Origin of the sequence: Sinorhizobium sp. B11 (assembly GCA_039725955.1) — a bacterium.
Lineage (GTDB): Bacteria > Pseudomonadota > Alphaproteobacteria > Rhizobiales > Rhizobiaceae > Rhizobium.
Map to the genome: position 1 here is coordinate 780,689 of CP091033.1, position 16,934 is coordinate 797,622.

Sequence of the window (16,934 nt, forward strand, 5' to 3'; positions counted from 1 at the left end):
ATCAGGCCTCGCCGTCCCAGATCAGCACCCGGATCGGCGTCGGATCAAAGCCGTTGCAGGGATTGTTGATCTGCGGGCAGTTGGAGATGACGCAGAGCACGTCCATCTCGGCGACGAGTTCGACATAATCGCCCGGTGCGGAAATGCCGTCCACGATCGTCATCTCGCCATTTGGCTTGATCGGCACGTTCATGAAGAAATTGATGTTCGGCACGATATCGCGCTTGCCCATGCCGTGCTTGCTGACTTCGAGTACGAAATTGTCGCGGCAGGCATGCAGATATTTGGTGCCATGGCCGAAGCGTACCGTGTTGCTCTCGCAGGAGCAGGCACCGGCCGAAGTGTCATGACGGCCGCAGCTGTCGGCCGTCATGGTCAGCATGACATTGCCTTCGTTCGACATGATTTTCGTGCCGATGCCGATATAGGCTGCACCCTGCATGCGCATCGTATCCTGATTGGAATAGCGCTCGGAGAAATCATCGGCACGATAGAAGAGCGTGTCGATCGCCTGCTGGCCAAAACTGTCCTCGATGCGGATCGTCTGGCCCTTGCGCACGATGCCGGACCACGGGGCTTCGGCCGCAATGAAATGATCCTGAGCGGCGTTCTGCGGGCTGCGGGCAGCGGAGGTCTGGATGAAATCGGACATCGTTTCCTCCTCAGGCCTGCAGCAAGGTGTTGTTTTCGAAGCCGCGCACGGCTTCGGCGGTCGCCGTGCTGCAAAGATCGTCCGCAGCCGGCACGGGTGCCTTGTAGCGGGTGATGACAACGGGCTTCGGTTGGTAGATGGGGTCCGGGTCAAGCGGATGCGGGCAATTGGAGAAGCCGACCAGCATGTCCATCTCGGCGCGCAGTTCGACGTAATCGCCGCTGTTGGAGCGTTTGCCCTGCCAGCCGAAACCGCCGGCCTCGGCAAGGCGCACGGGCGCGAAGAGGTTGAGGATAGCAGGAATATCGCGACGGTCGAGGCCGAGCTTGACGGCAACGAGGATAAGGTTGTCTCGGGTGTTGCGGGTCTTTTCGCCGGGATATTTCGCCGCGTTCGAGGCCGCAGTCGAGCCTCCCATCAGGCAGTCATGGGCACCGGAACTATCCTCAATCATCGAGAACATGACGCGGCCCATGTCGGAAAAGATCACACGTCCCTTACCGAGCGCCGTCGTCCACTGGACCTTGGCCGTATCGACGAGGTTGATCCGTTCGCTCGTATCGGTGGCATTCCAGGCGACGAGCGCCACCGTTGAATTGCCCTCGGCCTGATCGACCCGGATCGCCTCGCCGCGCTGAAGTTTGGTGGACCAGCACCAGCCGCCGGGAATGGTTTCCTGATGGATGACCGCGGCGGCTTCGATCGCCGGCGCCGGCAGCGCGCTTGGGCCGGGCAGGGCCTTGGGCGCGAATTCCAGACCCTTCTTCTGATGCTCTTCGTAGCGCGCGCGATTGGCGGCGATCTCTTCGGGCGAGCGTCTCACATGCATCATAGCATCTCTCCTGATGGTGCCAGGTCGTCCCGGCCATGCCCCAGGGAAGCGACCGGGCCGTCCCGGTCGGGGCTGAAAATCGATGACTGGCCGGCAAGGCGCGGCGGCCAGATGGAAATGTCCTTGGTGATAGTGGCGCCGTAGCGCTCTTTCTCTTCGGGCCGGTCACGGCGGCGCTCGAAGGCGACGACGCGGCTGGCGAGCGTGAAGGCCTCGCGCATGTCATGCGTCACCATGACGACGGTCATCTGCGTTTCGTGCCAGAGCCGCTTCATCAGCGTGTGGATCTCTGCGCGGATGCCGGGGTCGAGCGCGCCGAAAGGTTCGTCCAGCAACAGCACCTTCGGCTTCATGATGAGTGCTTGGGCGAGCGCTAGGCGCTGCTGCATGCCGCCGGAAAGCTGTGCTGGATATTTGCTTTCCGAACCGGCGAGCCCGACCTCTGAAATCAGCTGGCGCGCTGCCTCGATGGCGTTGCGGCGAGCTTCGCCGAAGAGCTTGGCCTTGTAGCGCGCGGCTGACAATTCCTTGCCGAGCAGCACATTGCCGAGCACTGTCAGATGCGGAAAGACGGAATAGCGCTGGAAAACGACGCCGCGATCCGGTCCCGGTTCCGGCGGCAGCGGCTCGCCGTCGAGCAGGATCTTGCCTTTCGTCGGCTGCTCCTGGCCGAGCAGCATGCGCAGAAAGGTGGTCTTGCCGCAGCCCGACGGGCCGACGAGGGCGACAAAGGCGCGGGAGGCGACGGTCAGCGACACGTCCTCAAGCACGATCTGGTCGCCATATTCCTTCCAGACTTTTTCGATCTTCAATTCGCTCATGCCTGTTTCTCCAGCTCCGACCAGGGGAAGACGGCGATGCGCAGGCGATCGAGCAGTGCATTCATGATCACGGCAAGCAGTGTGATCCAGACGACATAGGGGAAGATGATATCCATCGAGAGATAGCGGCGGACGAGGAAGATGCGGTAGCCGAGACCGGAATCCGACGAGATCGCTTCGGCCGCGATGAGGAACAGCCAGGCCGGGCCGAGTTGCAGTCTGAGGCAGGTGATCAAACGCGGCAGGATCTGCGGCAACACGACCCGTAGGCCGATCTGCCACGAGGTGCCGCCAAGCGTTTCGGCCTTGACGATCTGTTCGCGCGGCAGCTCCAGCGCCTTCAGCGCCAGATCGCGGACCATCGTCGGCGCGACACCGATGACGATGAGGGCGATCTTCGAAGTTTCTCCGAGCCCCATGACGATGAAGAGGATCGGCAGCAGCGCCAGCGGCGGCACCATGGAGATCACGGCGATGAAAGGGGCAAGCAACGCCCTCAGATAGGGCAGTATGCCGATCAGCATGCCCACGACAAGCGCGATCGCCGTGGAGATGCCGAGGCCGGATAGCAGGCGGATCAGGCTCGCCCCGGTATCCGACCAAAGCAGATACTCGCCGGTGCGCGGGTCAGCGACGAAGGCTAGACGGTTAATCGCATCGGCAAATCCCGCAAGGCTCGGCAGAAGCTTGTCATTGGCGTTCTCCGCCAGTCGCGCAGCCGAGCCGAAGGCATAGGCAAGGGCGAGCAGCACGAAGGGCAGCAGCATCAAGGCAAACTGTGCGCCCCGGCTTGGCCTCGTGTTGATCCAACGCATGGGAAATGCTCCGCTGGTGAAGATGGGGAGACGCGATTAAGCCGCGCCTCCGTTGCGATCAGAGCGAACCGTCGGCGGCTGCCTTCATGTAGGTTTCGGTGAAACGCAGCTTCACATTGCCGGTATCGCCCAGCACCTTGCCATCAGGCATTTCGATACCGATGACATCGGCAGACGGTGCACCATTGCCGAGCAGGCCCTTCTCGAAAAGGAAGTTACGGACCAGATCCATCGTCTTCGGCAGGTTCGGCGAAGCGGTGAAGGCAACGGCATCGGCCGGCTTGTCGAAGAGCTTGGTGGCGGCAAGCTGGGCTTCAAAACCGGCGAGATCGGTGCCCGAAGCGGACCCCATTGCTTCACGGGCTGCCTTGCCCTCGGCAGTATCGGCACGCAGAAGAGCGGCTGTCTCATACCAGATGCCGGCCAGCGCCTTGCCGAAATTCGGATTATCCTTGAGCACGCCGCTATTGGCGACCATCAGGTCGATGATTTCGCCCGGCACTTGCGAACTGTCGAAAACTTTTTTGGCCGTCGGATCTTCCAGGATGGTAGAGACCAGCGGGTTCCAGGTGACGACGGCGGAGACATCGGCGGTCTTATAGGCAGCGACCATATCGGCGTCGGAGGTGTTGACCACTTTCACGTCACGCTCGGTCAGTTTGATGCTTTCGAGCGCGCGGGCGAGCAGATAGTGCGAGACGGAGAATTCGACGAGATTAACGTTCTGGCCCTTGATATCGGCAAGGCCCGCCTTGTCCTTCAGGATGACGGCGTCATTGCCGTTCGAGAAGTCGCCCACGATCACAGCCGTCGTGTCGACGCCGCCGGCAGCCGGGATCGACAAGCCATCCATGTTGGTCAGCGTAACGGCATCGAAGGCGCCTGCCGTGTACTGGTTCATCGACTCCACATAGTCGTTGAACTGGGTGACATCGATCTTGATGCCGTATTTGTCGGCCCATTTCTTGACGATGCCGTGGTCAGCCGCATAGCCCCAGGGCATCCAACCGACATAGATGGACCAGGCGACCTTGAATTCGGTCTTCTGTTCGGCCTTGGCGAAGGAGCTGAAGCCCATTGCCAGCGAAGCGGAAAGCGCGGTGATGGAAAGGATCTTCGAAAAAGTCTGCATTGAAATTCCCCTTTTGCTTTTCTTCAAAAGGGATCGGCAATGACCATCGTGCCGCCAATCCCTTGGCTTACGAGGTCTCCCGGGCTTTTGTCCCGCCGTGCACCCGGCGGAATTTCTCCCCCGCCGGTGGTGGCTCTCGGACCAGTCACGCCCTTCGAAAGCGCCGGAACCCTAGCCACCAACTCTGCTCATATCGAAGCAAGCGCTATGCCAGATTATCTATGTGTTTGATTTGTAAGGACTGGTCGATGTGCCGCTTACTTTAAAGCTGCAAAAGTGCATACTCATGCCTAATTATTGATCGAAATGCGAAAGTATCCTGCGGTGATGCATAAAATTTAACGCGCCGCCACGCTCTTCCTGTTCTCGTTGCGCCCGGATCTAACTGTATGGCCTTACCGGTGACCTATGGAATGTCCCTCGACTCCAGTTCCGGGCAGCTTGGCTCGTTTCCGAAGGTGATCTCCCTGCGGTATCCGCCAAGCGTCAGCCCTCTGAAGGTCAGCACGTTCTCATCGCGATAGACGATCTCGCTTCGGTAAATACCCGCGCGTATTGCTCTGTTCCTGGCCCGACTGACATTGCACTGCCCGACCGGTGGCGACACATGCCAATTGGACGTGCCTTGCGTGTCGGTTTGCCAGCCGTCGGCAGGGGCCAGCGTCGAGCTGGCGAGCAGCGCAAATGCTGAAAGTATAAGCTTGGACGACAATCGAGACTTCACGATGTTACTCCGAGGCAATTCCATTATCGATGCTTCCGCTATTAACTGAAATTGCTCAATAAATCATCCGACGGTGCGCCAGCCGGCTTTGACTTCTCGGCGAATGGTGAACAACCACTCTAACAAGACGCTTTCTTTTTAGCGGGGGCTCATTCTGTCGAGAGCGCATGTTTGACGCGCAGGATGGCGACGGCAACAGCTCCGATAACGAGCGGGATCGACACAAGCATCACCAACGGACTGACGTGATAGCCTGCGTGATCGACGGTTTCCAAAACGACCTTAAACAGGCTTAGCAGATAATAGCTGATAGCGATGATGGAGAAGCCCTCTACCGCCCGCTGGATCTTGACCTGGGTTGCGGCGCGATCAGCCATCGCCTGGATCTGGATGGCATTCTGGTATTCGATTTCAACCTGAATGCGTGTTTGCAGGAGGTCGATCAGGTGCATGGTCGCGTGGGAGAGTTGCTCCAGACGCAAAGCAGTCGCTTCGCAGGTTCGGACGGCCGGTCGGAAGCGCCTTGCAACAAAAACTCCAAACCGCTGGAAACCCGGAACATGAGATTCGCGTAGCTCGCCGATCCGCTCCTCGACAATTTTTGCATAGGCGGCAGTGGCGCCGAAACGATTGCGTGTTTCTGCTGCCGCCGAGATAATCTGCGCGGATAGGCTGGAGATTTCGTCAAGCAGTTTCTTGTGTTCGGTCGCCGGGGTGGTCTGATTTCGGTTCGTCAGTTGGACGAGCTTCTTGTCATAATCCCCAAGCAAGGGAGCCAGCCGTCGGGCCTCGGGGAGACTAAGCAGCGCCATGGCGCGATATGTTTCGATTTCGTAGATTCTGCGCACCATCCTGCCAAGGCGGTAGGCATTCAAGTCCTTGTTGAAGAGAAGGATCCGGCTCGTCTTGTCATCCTGAACACGAAAATCAGAGCATACCTGCGCCGCCCCTCCGCCAATTGAAGACGCGGCGGTATCGCGAAATCCGAATTTCGAGAGAGTTAGCCCAAGCTCCGCCGGCGCAGGCCCGAGCACCAGTATGCCGACCCGAGATATGAGCGCCGGCGCGTCCATGTCTACAAGAGCCGGAATGTCGTCTTCCAAAAGACTGGATCGCGGCCACGTATCCGTATCTGCGCTCAATTGGGTGACACGCGTGATGGTGACGAATTCGGTGTGGTGCTCCACCTGTGTTCGCGGATCGCCGCTATCATCGCCTTCGGGCAGATAGCGGCTTCCGTGGAGGGCAACGAGGGCAGACGGCATGAGCGCTATATGCTCAACGAAAGCCGGGCCGGTAAAATAGATGGAAGGCCTGGCATGGAGCTCAGCGTTGAAATCCGACATCGTACTATCTCACCGTATTAAGGGTCAAAATGGCCAAGAAGACGCCCTAGCGAAAAATCCGTTTGATCGAAGTACACTTCTCCCAAATCAGTCGGATCTCACGAGGTCAACTATCCCAAGGTCTTGCTAATCGATTTTACTTTTCACGGTTAGGATCGGGACCGCCCGAACTGGAAACGGCCCGGTTTCCCGAGCCGTTTCATGATCCCTTTGTCTGATGCCCACGTGAGCTTGCGGGCATAGCCGGCTCACTCCGAAGCGTTCTGGCGACGGAGAGAACTCAAGGCGGATTCAGGGTTTCAAATCATATGCTTGGTGAGATGCGCGAAGCTCCGCCAAAGTCTTGCCGACGCAGCTACCGCCGCCTGCGCCGCCGGTCGCCTTCGCTTTACCATCCAGGGTGATCGTACCGCCCATGCGTTCGGATGCCACATAGGTTGCGGTACCGTCCTCTGAAATACGCGATATGTAGAAAGCGTGGTAGGTTTCCTTGTATTTGCATTGGATAAGTATTGGAAATTGTTCAAAAGATGGGGTTTGCGCCTCAGCAGTCGCGAGAGGAAGGCCAGTTAGTGCCATCAGGCTTGCGAGGACCACTTTGGCCGGTGCGTTCAATCCTCGATCGGATGCGTGCGTCATTGTTCAACCCCCTTTTTCAAGATCGATCTTCGAAATCCGCAGCATCTAGATCGTCAGCGCGACGAGCGCATCACGATCGAGGACTCGGACAATGCGTTGCAATTTTCCGTTGAGGCAAAGAATGCGTTTTTCGCGTAATTTCGTGAAGCAGCGGGCCACTGTCTCGACCGTCAGTCCGAGATAGTCGGCGATATCGCTACGCGACATCATCATATCGAATTCGCAATCTCCCGGATGACGATCGGCCGTTTCGTAAACAAAGGCGGCGACGCGCTTCAGTGCACTTTGCTCGGTGATGACGAGTTGCTTGTGCTGTGCCTTTGCAAGGTTCGTCAAAGCAATGTGAAGAAGGTCTATGGGGACGACTGCGTCCTGATTGGCGCGAAAGGGCTTGATAGAGGTTTCGCAAACGGCTTCTGCAAAATCGGTTCGTACATTGCCCGTCTCGAGCCCGAACCATTCGCCCTTGCCGCAAAAGGATAGAATGTACCGCTGCCCGCTTGCCGTGAGGCGGTAAATCCGCACCGCGCCTGCTTCGACCTGGTAGATCGCAAGCGCGTGTTCACCCTCGCTATAGATCGTCTCGTCGGCCTTGAGCCGGATGGATTGATCCCTGATTGCTCCGGCTGGTCCACCATGGCGGTGGCCCGAAACTGTCGTGTGCTTTACGATCGTTTGGTTTTGAAGCATCTGCGTCGCCCCCATCCACATCGCAGCATAAGCAATCGTTACCCGCCCCGATATTCGAGATATCCCTTACGTATTGCTACGGAAGCCCCGGGCTACCAACCGGTGTATAACGCAATTCCCCCTTGATGAGAGTGATACGACGGTATCGCAGGAGGTCTCAATGGTGTCGGAAGAGGGAGGGGAAAACCGCGCAGTTCATGAGCCTGCAAGCGTGCGTATGCAACTTGACCTTATACTCGCCAGTCCGGAATTCCTTGCCCCTGAGCGCGGACGCCGATTCCTGCAATATATCGTTGAAGAGACACTTGAAGGGCGTAGCGAACAGCTCAAGGCCTATACGATTGCACAAGCGGTTTTTGGGCGCGATGCCTCCTTCGATGCACAGAATGATCCCGTCGTCCGCATCGAGGCCGGACGAATTCGTCGCGCGCTCGAACGCTATTATCTCGTCAGCGGAAGCAATGACCCAATCCGGATTACCGTGCCCAAAGGAGGGTATGCGCCCCATTTTTCGAGCGAGGAAAACCGTTCGAACGGAGGAGAAATTTCCGCTCCGCAAAACCGCGAGAACATACGGCGGCCCCCGAGGCAGGGGCAGCCGGTCAGCTATCGTGATCTCCTGTTGCCGATCGGGGTCCCCGCACTGTTCGGGGTAATGGCCGTACTCGCCCTTGTTCGTCCGCTTGAAGCCTATCTCTCCCCACCAAAGGCGCTGCCGGTGCCTGCCGCGTCAACGTCGGAGAACAAGGTCAGGATCGCGATCGAACCTTTTATCGCACTCGGCGGCAGCACGCAGGCCTCTGATTTCGTAAAGGGATTGGCCGATCAGTTGATTGCAAAGTTTATGAGGGTGGAAAGCCTAATCGTGCTTGCCCCCAGCCGCTCCGGGCCAGAAGTGACAGGCTCGCATTTAAACCTGCAAGGAAGCGCCCTCGTCGAGGGCACGATCCTTCATCTTCATGTCCGCCTGATAAACGCCTCCGACGGCGCGGTCATTTGGGCCAATCAATATGATCGAGACCTGCGCGGCCAGACTATTCTCGACGTCGAGGACGAGATCGCCGCTCAAATCGCCATGGCGATTTCGAATAGTCACAGGCTGAGCGGCGTAAGCGCCGATCCTTAGTCCCTACTGTGCGGGCAGAGGGGGGATGACTAATCCCGAGGCGCGCAGTCCGTTCAGGAAGCGCTCCTGGTCCTCCGGTCGTTGCAGACGGAGTGCGACCTCCTGGCGGATATTCGTCATCAACGCTGGCGCGTGGATATTGAGCCAATCCCGTTCGAGAATGGCCTCGTCCGTCTTTCCGGCCGCTCCGAGAATGGATAGCAGCAGAAGGCGATGCAGCACATTGTGATCGACATCGGACCTCCGCGACCACTTTTCCGCCTCTTCGATATCTCCCTTCATCAACGCGCACAGAGCCAGACCGTTTTCATAATAACCTCTGGTGCCGACACCCTTGTTGAGGGCGATCGACAACAATTCGCAGCCCGACTGCCATTTTCCCGACAACGCCAATCGAAGGCCATACTCGCCCGCGACTTCCACGTCATCGGGATCGGCAGCATAGGCCGCCGTACCCGCCTTCAGGGCGTCGTCGATATCTCCCCTGAAGAAGCTCACCAGCATCTGCGCTTGCAGCACATGGGGATTGCCCGGCGCGAGTGATACTGCTCGCTCCACCGCAGCGCTCGCCAGCGCAAGAGGCTGCGATGACGATGACGTGCCGAGCCTGTGGCGGTATCTGATTTCGTCGAGATAGATCATGGACAGCAGCGCCCAGGAAACCGCATTGTCAGGGAACCGCTGGGTTGCTCGCTGCAAGCATTCGCGTGTCGCGCTGTGGTTTTGCGCGGTCATGGTCTGACGATAGCTGGAATAGGCAAGCGTGCATTCGTAGGCCCTCCGGTCTCCCGTCTGTGCCGGGGGCGCTATCATATCTTTGTCGGTCTGAAAGATGACGCCATAGGGTTGTGCAATTGCGTCGGCGATTTTTCGCGCGACATCGCCTTGAATCACAAGCTTGTTCTGATCTCGAAGATCCCCATCGAAATTATTGGCCCAGATGACGGCTCCATCCGCTTGGCGCACCAGCCTGGCGGCAGCTCGCAGCCTGCTTCCATCGATCTGGACATTGCCCTGCAACAGGTAGGCGGCAGCTGCGACATGCTCATCACGGAGCGGATCTGCGACGACAATGATGTCATCGAACTGGGCGAGCTGCCCGATAATGTCGTCCCGCAGACCGCGGGCGATATCGGAGCCGTCGTCAGCCGGGTTGCCATCCGCAAAAAAATCGACAACCACCCTTGGCTCCAGATGTGCCGTCGGCAATGCCGCGATTGGCACATCACGCCAAGACAGTGCGAAGGTGAGGGCTAGGAGAAGAAGGGCAAGGACGACAGCCACCACAGTTCCGAGACCAAGGCGGGCTATCCATCCCCCAGGATGTGATTCCTCAAGCGAATGTCCTTGATCTTCGTGCTCTACATTTCGGGGATCTTTCGAGATCTCGACCGGTTCAGCCGGAGCCTGCGCAGCCCGCGCATATTCGAAATGCGGCACATATCCGCCTTTGGGCACGGTAATGACGACGTCGTCCCTCTGGCCCGCGACGAGATAATAACGCTCGAGTGCCTTACGTATTCGGCCGGCCTCGATCCGGACAACCGGATCGTTCTGCGGGTCGAATGAAGCTTCCCGGCCAAAAACTACATTTGCTATTGTAAACGCCTTCAGGAAGTCCGATCGACCGGCAAGCGTCTCGTTGATGACGAATTCCAGGAAATTTCGCCCACGCTTCGGCGCGTGAAATTCCTCACTTGTGAGGATTCGTTCGACCTGTCGGCAAATCTCGTCAGCTGTCGGCTCAATATCGCTGAAATCTTTGATCTTTGCGCTTCTCATGATCGCCCCTACGACAAAGATCACACGCAACTATATAAGTCAGTTCTAACGCATCATACCGCACAAGCCTGAGGTTGCAAGAATTGCTTTAGGTTTGCCGAATATAAGTTGACCAGCTACCGACGGGCAAAGCTTTCGCGGTTTCAGGTGGTTGCGATGCGGCATCAATGGTTATGGCCATACGCATGAGCTCTGCAAGATTGCGTGCGCCCATTTTTGCCATCACATTGGCACGGTGGACCTCCACCGTGCGCGAGCTGATGCCGAGTTGATACGCAATCATCTTGTTCTGCGCCCCATCGAGGACGCCGATCAGAACCTGATATTCGCGCTCGGTAAGCTGGCGGAGCCGTGTGGCGACGCTGCCAGAATCAGGTAGAATCCTGCTGGTCCGCCTCTGGTCCATCGCTCCGTTGATGGCTGCAACAAGCACGTCTTCCTTCAACGGTTTTTCCAGGAAATCGAATGCCCCGGCCTTCATCGCCTGTACAGCCGCGGCAATATCGCCGTGGCCGGTAATAACGATTGCCGGCACGTCTATGCCGAGGCGTCGCAGGCGATGGAGCAATTCGATGCCGCTGCTGTCAGGCATGCATAGATCAGTGACAAGACAGCTTCGGCCGGACAGCGGCAGAAGTTCCAGGAACGCCTTCGCAGAACTATGTGCACGAACGGCAAAGCCTGCCGACACCAGCAAAAACGTCAGAGAGCGCCGGAGCGACTCCTCGTCGTCGACGAGATGGATCGTAAGGTCATTCGCCATTGATCGTTGTCTCCGCCAGCGGCAGCGAAAACGAAAGGACCGAGCCTCCCTGTATTCCCTTGCGCGCGCTTATGCGGCCTCCATGCGCTTCGATGATACGTTTCGATAATGCCAGCCCCATGCCAAGTCCGCGCGGTTTACTGGTCACAAAGGGACGAAACAGCGCCGCTTCGATCTCGGCGGCAATTCCGCAGCCATTATCGGACACCTCGACGACCAGCGAGAAGTCGCCGGTTCTGGTTCGGATTGCGATGGTTGGCTGCTCAATGCCATCGGTCGCCTCGACGGCATTGTGAAGAAGATTCATCAGCACCTGGACGATCTGGACGCGGTCCGCGACGACGATATCCCGCGCTGCGTCGAGCCGCATATCGGTTAGAAGGCCTTTCCGGGCTGATCCGGCGAGCCCAAGCGCTGTCGCTTCGCGGATCAGTGCGTGCATCGCCTCCGGCCGCTTCTCACCGGCGCCGCGCTTTGCAGCGTCCCGGATGTTCTTGACGATCGTTCCTGCCCACGAGGCGTGCTGTGTAATTTCCGACAGAGCTTCACGAAGCTCCTCGCCGTGCCGGCGGCCATCGCTCGTCACAAGGCGCCTACACCCCTCGGAGTAGGCGGCGATCGAGGACAGCGGCTGGGAGAGTTCATGTGCCAGCGTTGCCGTCATCTCTCCAAGCGCGACTATCCTGGCAAGACGCGCCAGCTCACATTGAAGCTCCTGAATCTGCTGCAATGTTCCGCGCTCAGTCCGGAAATCCTCAAAGATCGCAGCCGCGAAGGTTTCTTTTTCGCCTTTTTCTCGGATGATGGTCAGGGCAGTTGGAAACTGAACGCCGCTCTTGGTGGTTGCCAGGCCCGCACGCACTACGCCTTGGTCCGCCCAGCGTCCCTTGATCTGAATATCCGGCATTGAAGACCAGACGAAGTCGATCTTGCGGTCGAGCAATTCATCTTCCTCATAACCGAACAAAGTCACCGCAGCCCTGTTACAGGCCGAAATTCTATTGCTGGCGGTCATGAAAAACACCGCGTCGGGCATGAGTTCGTAGAGTTGCCGGATCCAGATCGCCTGTTGTCCGTTCTCCCGCGACAGGTTTGGCGCTGAGTCAGGGCGTGCTATTCGCGATCCGTCGAACGAGGTTCGTCCCATCCCGCCCGGGACAAAGGAACGATATCCGGCAACTTGCGGCGCCTCCATCTTGGTGGACATGATGGTCTCCTCCGCCCTTTGAGAAGCAATCCAGGGCCTCGACGGCCTTCCCTTCTCAACAATGACGTGAGTTTACCATCTTTGGATGGGGGATCAGTGTAGTATCGCGTAGACTCTATTGGTCTTTTTCTGCAACCGGACCTGCTGAAGGACCGGCGAGCCGGCGCTTTGGCGCGGCCTCATCTCCATTGATCCGGCTCAATGCCTCTGGCTCGCTGTTCCGCTACTCTGCGACGCGATGGGTTTACAGCCATTTGAGGGAGCTGGAAGATGAGAAAGTTTGCTCTTGCTATTGCTATTGCAACCGCTGCGTCGTTGGTGACACCTGTTGGCGCGCAGCAGAGCCGCAAGGAATTCCGGCGCATGAATTGGGCCGAAAACCTGCCGGAGCACATCAGAACCTATCACGACAAGCGGTTTTCCATCGTCAGTTTTCGAACCGCAGTTGAAGTCGGCGCAATGCCGAGGCCGGGCAGCGCTGAACACGTCAAGGAAATCCGGACGGCGATCCGTTCCAACTCATGGCTCGTTCAGCAACTGAAGGCCAAGAAACTGACACCCAATCAGATCGAATGGGTGACGCGCGCCCGCAACGGCAACCTGACGTTCTACATCGAATGAGCGAGCATGCAGGGTTCCCGCGAAGGAAGCCGCGCGATCGCGAATCCATCAAAAGGCAGGACATAGCGGAGGTCGTTGCGGCATCCGCGCGCTGGCAGGAAAAATCACGCCGGCCGAGTGACCGGCATTCCGAAACAGGGCCTCTTGTTGGTCGACGCTCGTTCATCGTCGGGGAGGGTTCGGTGATGTGGCGGTTGGTCGTCGAAGCTCCGTTCGAAGAGGATATAGAACTCGCCGTCATAGACGACGAAGGCGTCCATGCCCTTGTTTTTCCCTGCCTTCGTCTGCCCGGCGGATGGGCTAACGCGCTCACCGGCGAGTTGCTGGACGTTCATCCAACCCATTGGCGTTCGTGGCCGATACAGCGTTGCGATACGTCCGACCTTCATTGAATGGAACTGCATTCTCTGGAGGCTAGGCCAGGGAGTTGCAAATGCTGCAATGCACCTTGTCTGCAATCAATGACATGCCCCGGCCTGCCCAAATAGGCTGCCAGCAGGCTGAATGTGTTTAATGGCCGGCGGCGTAGCCGCCATCCTAAGGCTGGAAGGAGGACCGCATGCGTGGTTTCGGCGTTCATTCTGAGGTCGGAAAACTGAGAACCGTCATGGTCTGCAAGCCATCTCTGGCCCATCAGCGCCTGACGCCTGCAAACTGCCATGACCTTCTTTTCGACGATGTCTTGTGGGTGCATGAGGCCCAGAAGGATCACTATGATTTTGTCCTGAAGATGCAGGAAAGAGGGGTCGAAGTTCTCGAGCTCCATGACCTGCTCGGCCAGGCGCTCTCCAACAAGCAGGCACGCGATTTCGTGCTGGATCGACGCGTCACCCCGAACGTGCTCGGCTCGCAGATCGCCGAGGCGATGCGGCCATGGCTCGACGAGATGCCGGCCCAACAGCTTGCCGCCTTCATGATCGGCGGCATTTCAATTTCCGATCTGCCTGATGTCAGGGCGAAGTCGCTGATGCTGAGTGCCCTGCCGGAAACCGATTTCGTCATCCCGCCCATCCCCAACACCCTGTTCCAGCGCGACCCTTCCTGCTGGATCTATGGCGGGGTAACGTGCAATCCGATGTTCTGGCCGGCAAGACGCGCCGAGACGCTGATCCAACGCGCGATCTATAAATTTCACCCGATATTCCACGGCGGCGACTTCCGGATCTGGTGGGGCGATTCCGACAATCAGTTCGCCAATGCCTCGATGGAGGGCGGTGACGTGATGCCGATCGGCAATGGCACAGTTCTGATCGGCATGGGCGAACGCACCACCTATCAGGCCGTCGGCCAGGTGGCGCAGGCCCTCTTCAGGAACAAGGCGGCAAAGCGGGTAATCGGCTGCCTGATGCCGAAGAGCCGCGCGGCAATGCATCTCGATACGGTCTTCAGCTTCTGCGATCGCGATATCGTCACGCTATTTGCGGAAGTCGTCGACCAGATCCGCTGCTACAGCATGTATCCGGTAGACGACGACGGCACATTCGAGATTCATCCCGAAAGCCAGCCGATGCTCGATGTTGTCGCCGAAGCGCTCGATCTGCCGCTATTACGCACGGTCGAAACAGGCGGCAATTCCTATCAGGCCGAACGCGAGCAATGGGACGATGGCAATAACGTCGTCGCGCTCGAACCCGGTGTCGTCGTCGCCTACGACCGGAATACCTATACCAACACGCTACTGCGCAAGGCAGGTGTCGAGGTCATCACCATCCGAGGTTCCGAACTCGGCCGCGGCCGCGGTGGCGGACATTGCATGACGTGCCCCATCTGGCGCGATCCGGCTTATTGACGTTTTCACTCACAAAACTGACCGACGGAGCAAGACCATGAGCTTCAATCTGCGAAATCGCTCGCTTCTAACCGTGCAGGATTATACGCCGCGGGAATTCCGCTATCTCCTCGATCTCGCCCGAGATCTGAAGCGGGCCAAATATGCCCGCACCGAGCAGGAGCACCTGAAGGGCAAGGAAATCTGCCTTATCTTCGAGAAGACCTCGACCCGGACAAGATGCGCTTTCGAAGTCGCCTGCTCGGACCAGGGCGCCAATGTCACCTATCTCGATCCGTCGGGCTCGCAGATCGGGCACAAGGAATCTTTCAAGGACACGGCACGGGTACTGGGGCGCATGTATGATGCGATCGAGTATCGCGGTTCCGCGCAGAAGGGCGTGGAGACGTTGGCAAAATATGCCGGAGTGCCAGTCTATAACGGCCTGACGGATGAATATCATCCGACACAGATGATTGCCGACGTCATGACCATGCGTGAACACAGCGACAAGCCGATCGCTGCGATCAAATATGCTTATGTCGGTGACACACGCTCGAATATGGGGCATTCGCTTTTGATCGTCGGCTGCCTGCTCGGCATGGATGTGCGCATCTGCGGCCCAAGATCGCTGTGGCCCTCGGAAGAATATATGAAGATCGCCAAGGATCTGCAGCAGGCCTCGGGCGCGCGCCTGCTGGTTACCGAAGATCCCAAGGAGGCCGTCAAGGACGTCGATTTCATCCACACCGATGTCTGGGTTTCGATGGGTGAGCCGAAGGATGTCTGGCGCGAACGCATCAAGCTGCTCACTCCCTACCAGGTGAATAAGGACCTGATGAAAGCGACCGGCAATCCGCAGACCAAGTTCATGCATTGCCTGCCGGCATTCCATGACACCGAAACCACGCTCGGCAAGCAGATCGCCGAAGATTACGGCATGGAGAACGGCCTCGAAGTGACCAATGACGTCTTCGAATCCGAGGCCAATGTCGCCTTCGAGCAGGCGGAAAATCGCCTGCACACGATCAAGGCCCTGCTTGTCGCTACTTTGGGAGATTAGAATGCGTGTGGTCATTGCGCTCGGCGGCAATGCGCTTCTCCGGCGCGGGGAGCCTATGACTGCCGATACCCAGAGGCGAAATGCGCGCCTCGCGGCACAGGCGATCGCGCCCCTGGCGGCTGAACATGAACTTGTCATAACCCATGGTAATGGGCCACAGGTTGGGCTGCTCGCACTCCAGGGAGCGGCCTATAAACCCGAGGAGGCCTATCCGCTTGATGTTCTCGGTGCCGAGACAGAAGGCATGATCGGTTACATGCTGGAGCAGGAACTCGGTAATCTCCTGCCATTCGAGCAACCCCTGGCGACGCTTCTGACCATGGTGGAGGTCGATGCCGCCGATCCCGGCTTCCAGAACCCCACCAAGTTCGTCGGACCAGTCTATGACAAGGGCGAGGCGGATCGGATTCGCACGGAAAAGGGCTGGGTATTCAAACAGGATGGCGACAAATGGCGGCGCGTCGTGGCCTCGCCGATACCAAAGCGCATCTTCGAGATCCGTCCGGTTCGCTGGCTGCTCGAAGAGCGGACGATCGTCATCTGTGCAGGTGGCGGCGGCATACCGACCATGTATGAAAAAGGCGCCGACAGGAAGCTGATCGGTGTCGAAGCCGTCATCGACAAGGATCTCTGCTCGGAGCTTCTGGCGCGCGATCTCAACGCCGACATGCTGATCATGGCAACGGATGCCGAGGCCGTCTGCATCGACTGGGGCAAGCCGTCTCAGAAGGCAATCCATCGCGTCCGTCCTGATGATCTCAACCAGTTCTCCTTCCCGGCCGGCTCGATGGGGCCGAAAGTGGACGCCGCCTGCCATTTTGCACGGGCAAACGGCAAGACAGCCGCAATCGGTTCCCTTGCCGACATCGGCGGAATGGTCCGGGGCGAGCGCGGGACACTTATCAATACCGGCTTTGACGGCTTGAGCTGGCACTAATCTCTCGACACAAACA

At 58.3% G+C, this 16,934-nt stretch carries 18 protein-coding genes; 6 read left to right on the forward strand and 12 right to left on the reverse strand.

The genetic code is table 11. From position 1 onward, the window contains the following. Position 1 precedes the first annotated feature (1 nt). From LVY75_03565 to LVY75_03605, 9 genes are all read right to left on the reverse strand, one after another. Entirely contained in the window at positions 2–652 is a 651-nt protein-coding gene (locus tag LVY75_03565) for an urea carboxylase-associated family protein (GenBank protein XAZ21047.1), read from the reverse strand. Between the two features lie 10 nt (positions 653–662). Then, positions 663–1,484 (reverse strand): urea carboxylase-associated family protein, encoded by an 822-nt coding sequence (locus LVY75_03570; GenBank protein ID XAZ21048.1) that lies wholly within the window; start codon positions 1,482–1,484, stop codon positions 663–665. Then, positions 1,481–2,305, reverse strand: coding sequence for an ABC transporter ATP-binding protein (locus tag LVY75_03575; GenBank protein ID XAZ21049.1), 825 nt, complete (start codon positions 2,303–2,305; stop codon positions 1,481–1,483). Before LVY75_03575 ends, LVY75_03570 begins: the two co-directional genes overlap by 4 nt. Beyond that, positions 2,302–3,120, reverse strand: coding sequence for an ABC transporter permease subunit (locus tag LVY75_03580; GenBank protein XAZ21050.1), 819 nt, complete (start codon positions 3,118–3,120; stop codon positions 2,302–2,304). The genes LVY75_03575 and LVY75_03580 overlap by 4 nt, the downstream gene beginning before the upstream one ends. A gap of 58 nt (positions 3,121–3,178) precedes the next feature. Next, complete coding sequence (locus LVY75_03585; protein ID XAZ21051.1) at positions 3,179–4,252, reverse strand: putative urea ABC transporter substrate-binding protein; 1,074 nt, start codon at positions 4,250–4,252, stop codon at positions 3,179–3,181. A gap of 406 nt (positions 4,253–4,658) precedes the next feature. Next, positions 4,659–4,976: a hypothetical protein gene (locus LVY75_03590; protein XAZ21052.1), complete on the reverse strand. Its 318-nt coding sequence runs from the start codon at positions 4,974–4,976 to the stop codon at positions 4,659–4,661. Between the two features lie 149 nt (positions 4,977–5,125). Next, on the reverse strand, positions 5,126–6,322 hold the full coding sequence (locus LVY75_03595) for a DUF3422 domain-containing protein (GenBank protein ID XAZ21053.1): 1,197 nt from the start codon (positions 6,320–6,322) through the stop codon (positions 5,126–5,128). 291 nt (positions 6,323–6,613) lie between these two features. Then, positions 6,614–6,901: a hypothetical protein gene (locus tag LVY75_03600; GenBank protein XAZ21312.1), complete on the reverse strand. Its 288-nt coding sequence runs from the start codon at positions 6,899–6,901 to the stop codon at positions 6,614–6,616. 105 nt (positions 6,902–7,006) lie between these two features. Then, the gene (locus LVY75_03605) at positions 7,007–7,651 is read right to left on the reverse strand and encodes a helix-turn-helix domain-containing protein (GenBank protein ID XAZ21054.1); all 645 of its coding nucleotides are present in this window, start codon (positions 7,649–7,651) and stop codon (positions 7,007–7,009) included. A 160-nt stretch (positions 7,652–7,811) separates the two neighbouring features. Here LVY75_03605 and LVY75_03610 point away from each other — a divergent pair, with 160 nt between their 5' ends. Next, positions 7,812–8,777: a hypothetical protein gene (locus tag LVY75_03610; GenBank protein ID XAZ21055.1), complete on the forward strand. Its 966-nt coding sequence runs from the start codon at positions 7,812–7,814 to the stop codon at positions 8,775–8,777. 3 nt (positions 8,778–8,780) lie between these two features. Here the strand turns inward: LVY75_03610 and LVY75_03615 are convergent, their stop codons facing one another. The 3 genes from LVY75_03615 to LVY75_03625 form a co-directional block, all read right to left on the reverse strand. Then, a complete protein-coding gene (locus LVY75_03615; GenBank protein XAZ21056.1) occupies positions 8,781–10,559 on the reverse strand; it encodes a hypothetical protein in 1,779 nt (592 codons plus the stop codon). Positions 10,560–10,647: 88 nt separating this feature from the next. Next, complete coding sequence (locus LVY75_03620; GenBank protein ID XAZ21057.1) at positions 10,648–11,322, reverse strand: response regulator; 675 nt, start codon at positions 11,320–11,322, stop codon at positions 10,648–10,650. Beyond that, positions 11,312–12,529 carry an ATP-binding protein gene (locus LVY75_03625; GenBank protein XAZ21058.1) on the reverse strand — a complete coding sequence of 406 codons (1,218 nt, stop codon included), beginning with the start codon at positions 12,527–12,529 and terminating at the stop codon, positions 11,312–11,314. Before LVY75_03625 ends, LVY75_03620 begins: the two co-directional genes overlap by 11 nt. 270 nt (positions 12,530–12,799) lie before the next feature. Between LVY75_03625 and LVY75_03630 the strand changes: the two genes are divergently transcribed. The 5 genes from LVY75_03630 to arcC all read left to right on the forward strand — a co-directional run bounded on the left by LVY75_03630 (position 12,800) and on the right by arcC (position 16,918). After that, positions 12,800–13,150, forward strand: a complete 351-nt coding sequence (locus LVY75_03630) for a hypothetical protein (GenBank protein XAZ21059.1) — start codon at positions 12,800–12,802, stop codon at positions 13,148–13,150. Positions 13,151–13,335: 185 nt separating this feature from the next. Beyond that, a complete protein-coding gene (locus tag LVY75_03635) occupies positions 13,336–13,542 on the forward strand; it encodes a hypothetical protein (protein ID XAZ21313.1) in 207 nt (68 codons plus the stop codon). Between the two features lie 167 nt (positions 13,543–13,709). Then, positions 13,710–14,939 (forward strand): arginine deiminase, encoded by a 1,230-nt coding sequence (gene arcA, locus LVY75_03640; protein XAZ21060.1) that lies wholly within the window; start codon positions 13,710–13,712, stop codon positions 14,937–14,939. A 37-nt stretch (positions 14,940–14,976) separates the two neighbouring features. Then, complete coding sequence (locus LVY75_03645; protein XAZ21061.1) at positions 14,977–15,981, forward strand: ornithine carbamoyltransferase; 1,005 nt, start codon at positions 14,977–14,979, stop codon at positions 15,979–15,981. A 1-nt stretch (position 15,982) separates the two neighbouring features. Then, positions 15,983–16,918: a carbamate kinase gene (arcC, locus tag LVY75_03650; GenBank protein ID XAZ21062.1), complete on the forward strand. Its 936-nt coding sequence runs from the start codon at positions 15,983–15,985 to the stop codon at positions 16,916–16,918. The last annotated feature ends 16 nt before the right edge of the window (positions 16,919–16,934 follow it).

Excerpts from the sequence above, each read along its gene's own strand:
- LVY75_03630 (XAZ21059.1), top strand. The coding sequence starts at position 12,800 with ATGAGAAAGTTTGCTCTTGCTATTGCTATTGCAACCGCTGCGTCGTTG.
- LVY75_03620 (XAZ21057.1), bottom strand. The coding sequence starts at position 11,322 with ATGGCGAATGACCTTACGATCCATCTCGTCGACGACGAGGAGTCGCTC.
- arcC (XAZ21062.1), top strand. The coding sequence starts at position 15,983 with ATGCGTGTGGTCATTGCGCTCGGCGGCAATGCGCTTCTCCGGCGCGGG.
- LVY75_03645 (XAZ21061.1), top strand. The coding sequence starts at position 14,977 with ATGAGCTTCAATCTGCGAAATCGCTCGCTTCTAACCGTGCAGGATTAT.
- LVY75_03575 (XAZ21049.1), bottom strand. The coding sequence starts at position 2,305 with ATGAGCGAATTGAAGATCGAAAAAGTCTGGAAGGAATATGGCGACCAG.
- LVY75_03595 (XAZ21053.1), bottom strand. The coding sequence starts at position 6,322 with ATGTCGGATTTCAACGCTGAGCTCCATGCCAGGCCTTCCATCTATTTT.
- LVY75_03615 (XAZ21056.1), bottom strand. The coding sequence starts at position 10,559 with ATGAGAAGCGCAAAGATCAAAGATTTCAGCGATATTGAGCCGACAGCT.
- LVY75_03610 (XAZ21055.1), top strand. The coding sequence starts at position 7,812 with ATGGTGTCGGAAGAGGGAGGGGAAAACCGCGCAGTTCATGAGCCTGCA.
- LVY75_03580 (XAZ21050.1), bottom strand. The coding sequence starts at position 3,120 with ATGCGTTGGATCAACACGAGGCCAAGCCGGGGCGCACAGTTTGCCTTG.
- LVY75_03585 (XAZ21051.1), bottom strand. The coding sequence starts at position 4,252 with ATGCAGACTTTTTCGAAGATCCTTTCCATCACCGCGCTTTCCGCTTCG.
- LVY75_03625 (XAZ21058.1), bottom strand. The coding sequence starts at position 12,529 with ATGTCCACCAAGATGGAGGCGCCGCAAGTTGCCGGATATCGTTCCTTT.
- LVY75_03570 (XAZ21048.1), bottom strand. The coding sequence starts at position 1,484 with ATGATGCATGTGAGACGCTCGCCCGAAGAGATCGCCGCCAATCGCGCG.
- LVY75_03635 (XAZ21313.1), top strand. The coding sequence starts at position 13,336 with ATGTGGCGGTTGGTCGTCGAAGCTCCGTTCGAAGAGGATATAGAACTC.
- LVY75_03600 (XAZ21312.1), bottom strand. The coding sequence starts at position 6,901 with ATGGCACTAACTGGCCTTCCTCTCGCGACTGCTGAGGCGCAAACCCCA.
- arcA (XAZ21060.1), top strand. The coding sequence starts at position 13,710 with ATGCGTGGTTTCGGCGTTCATTCTGAGGTCGGAAAACTGAGAACCGTC.
- LVY75_03565 (XAZ21047.1), bottom strand. The coding sequence starts at position 652 with ATGTCCGATTTCATCCAGACCTCCGCTGCCCGCAGCCCGCAGAACGCC.
- LVY75_03605 (XAZ21054.1), bottom strand. The coding sequence starts at position 7,651 with ATGCTTCAAAACCAAACGATCGTAAAGCACACGACAGTTTCGGGCCAC.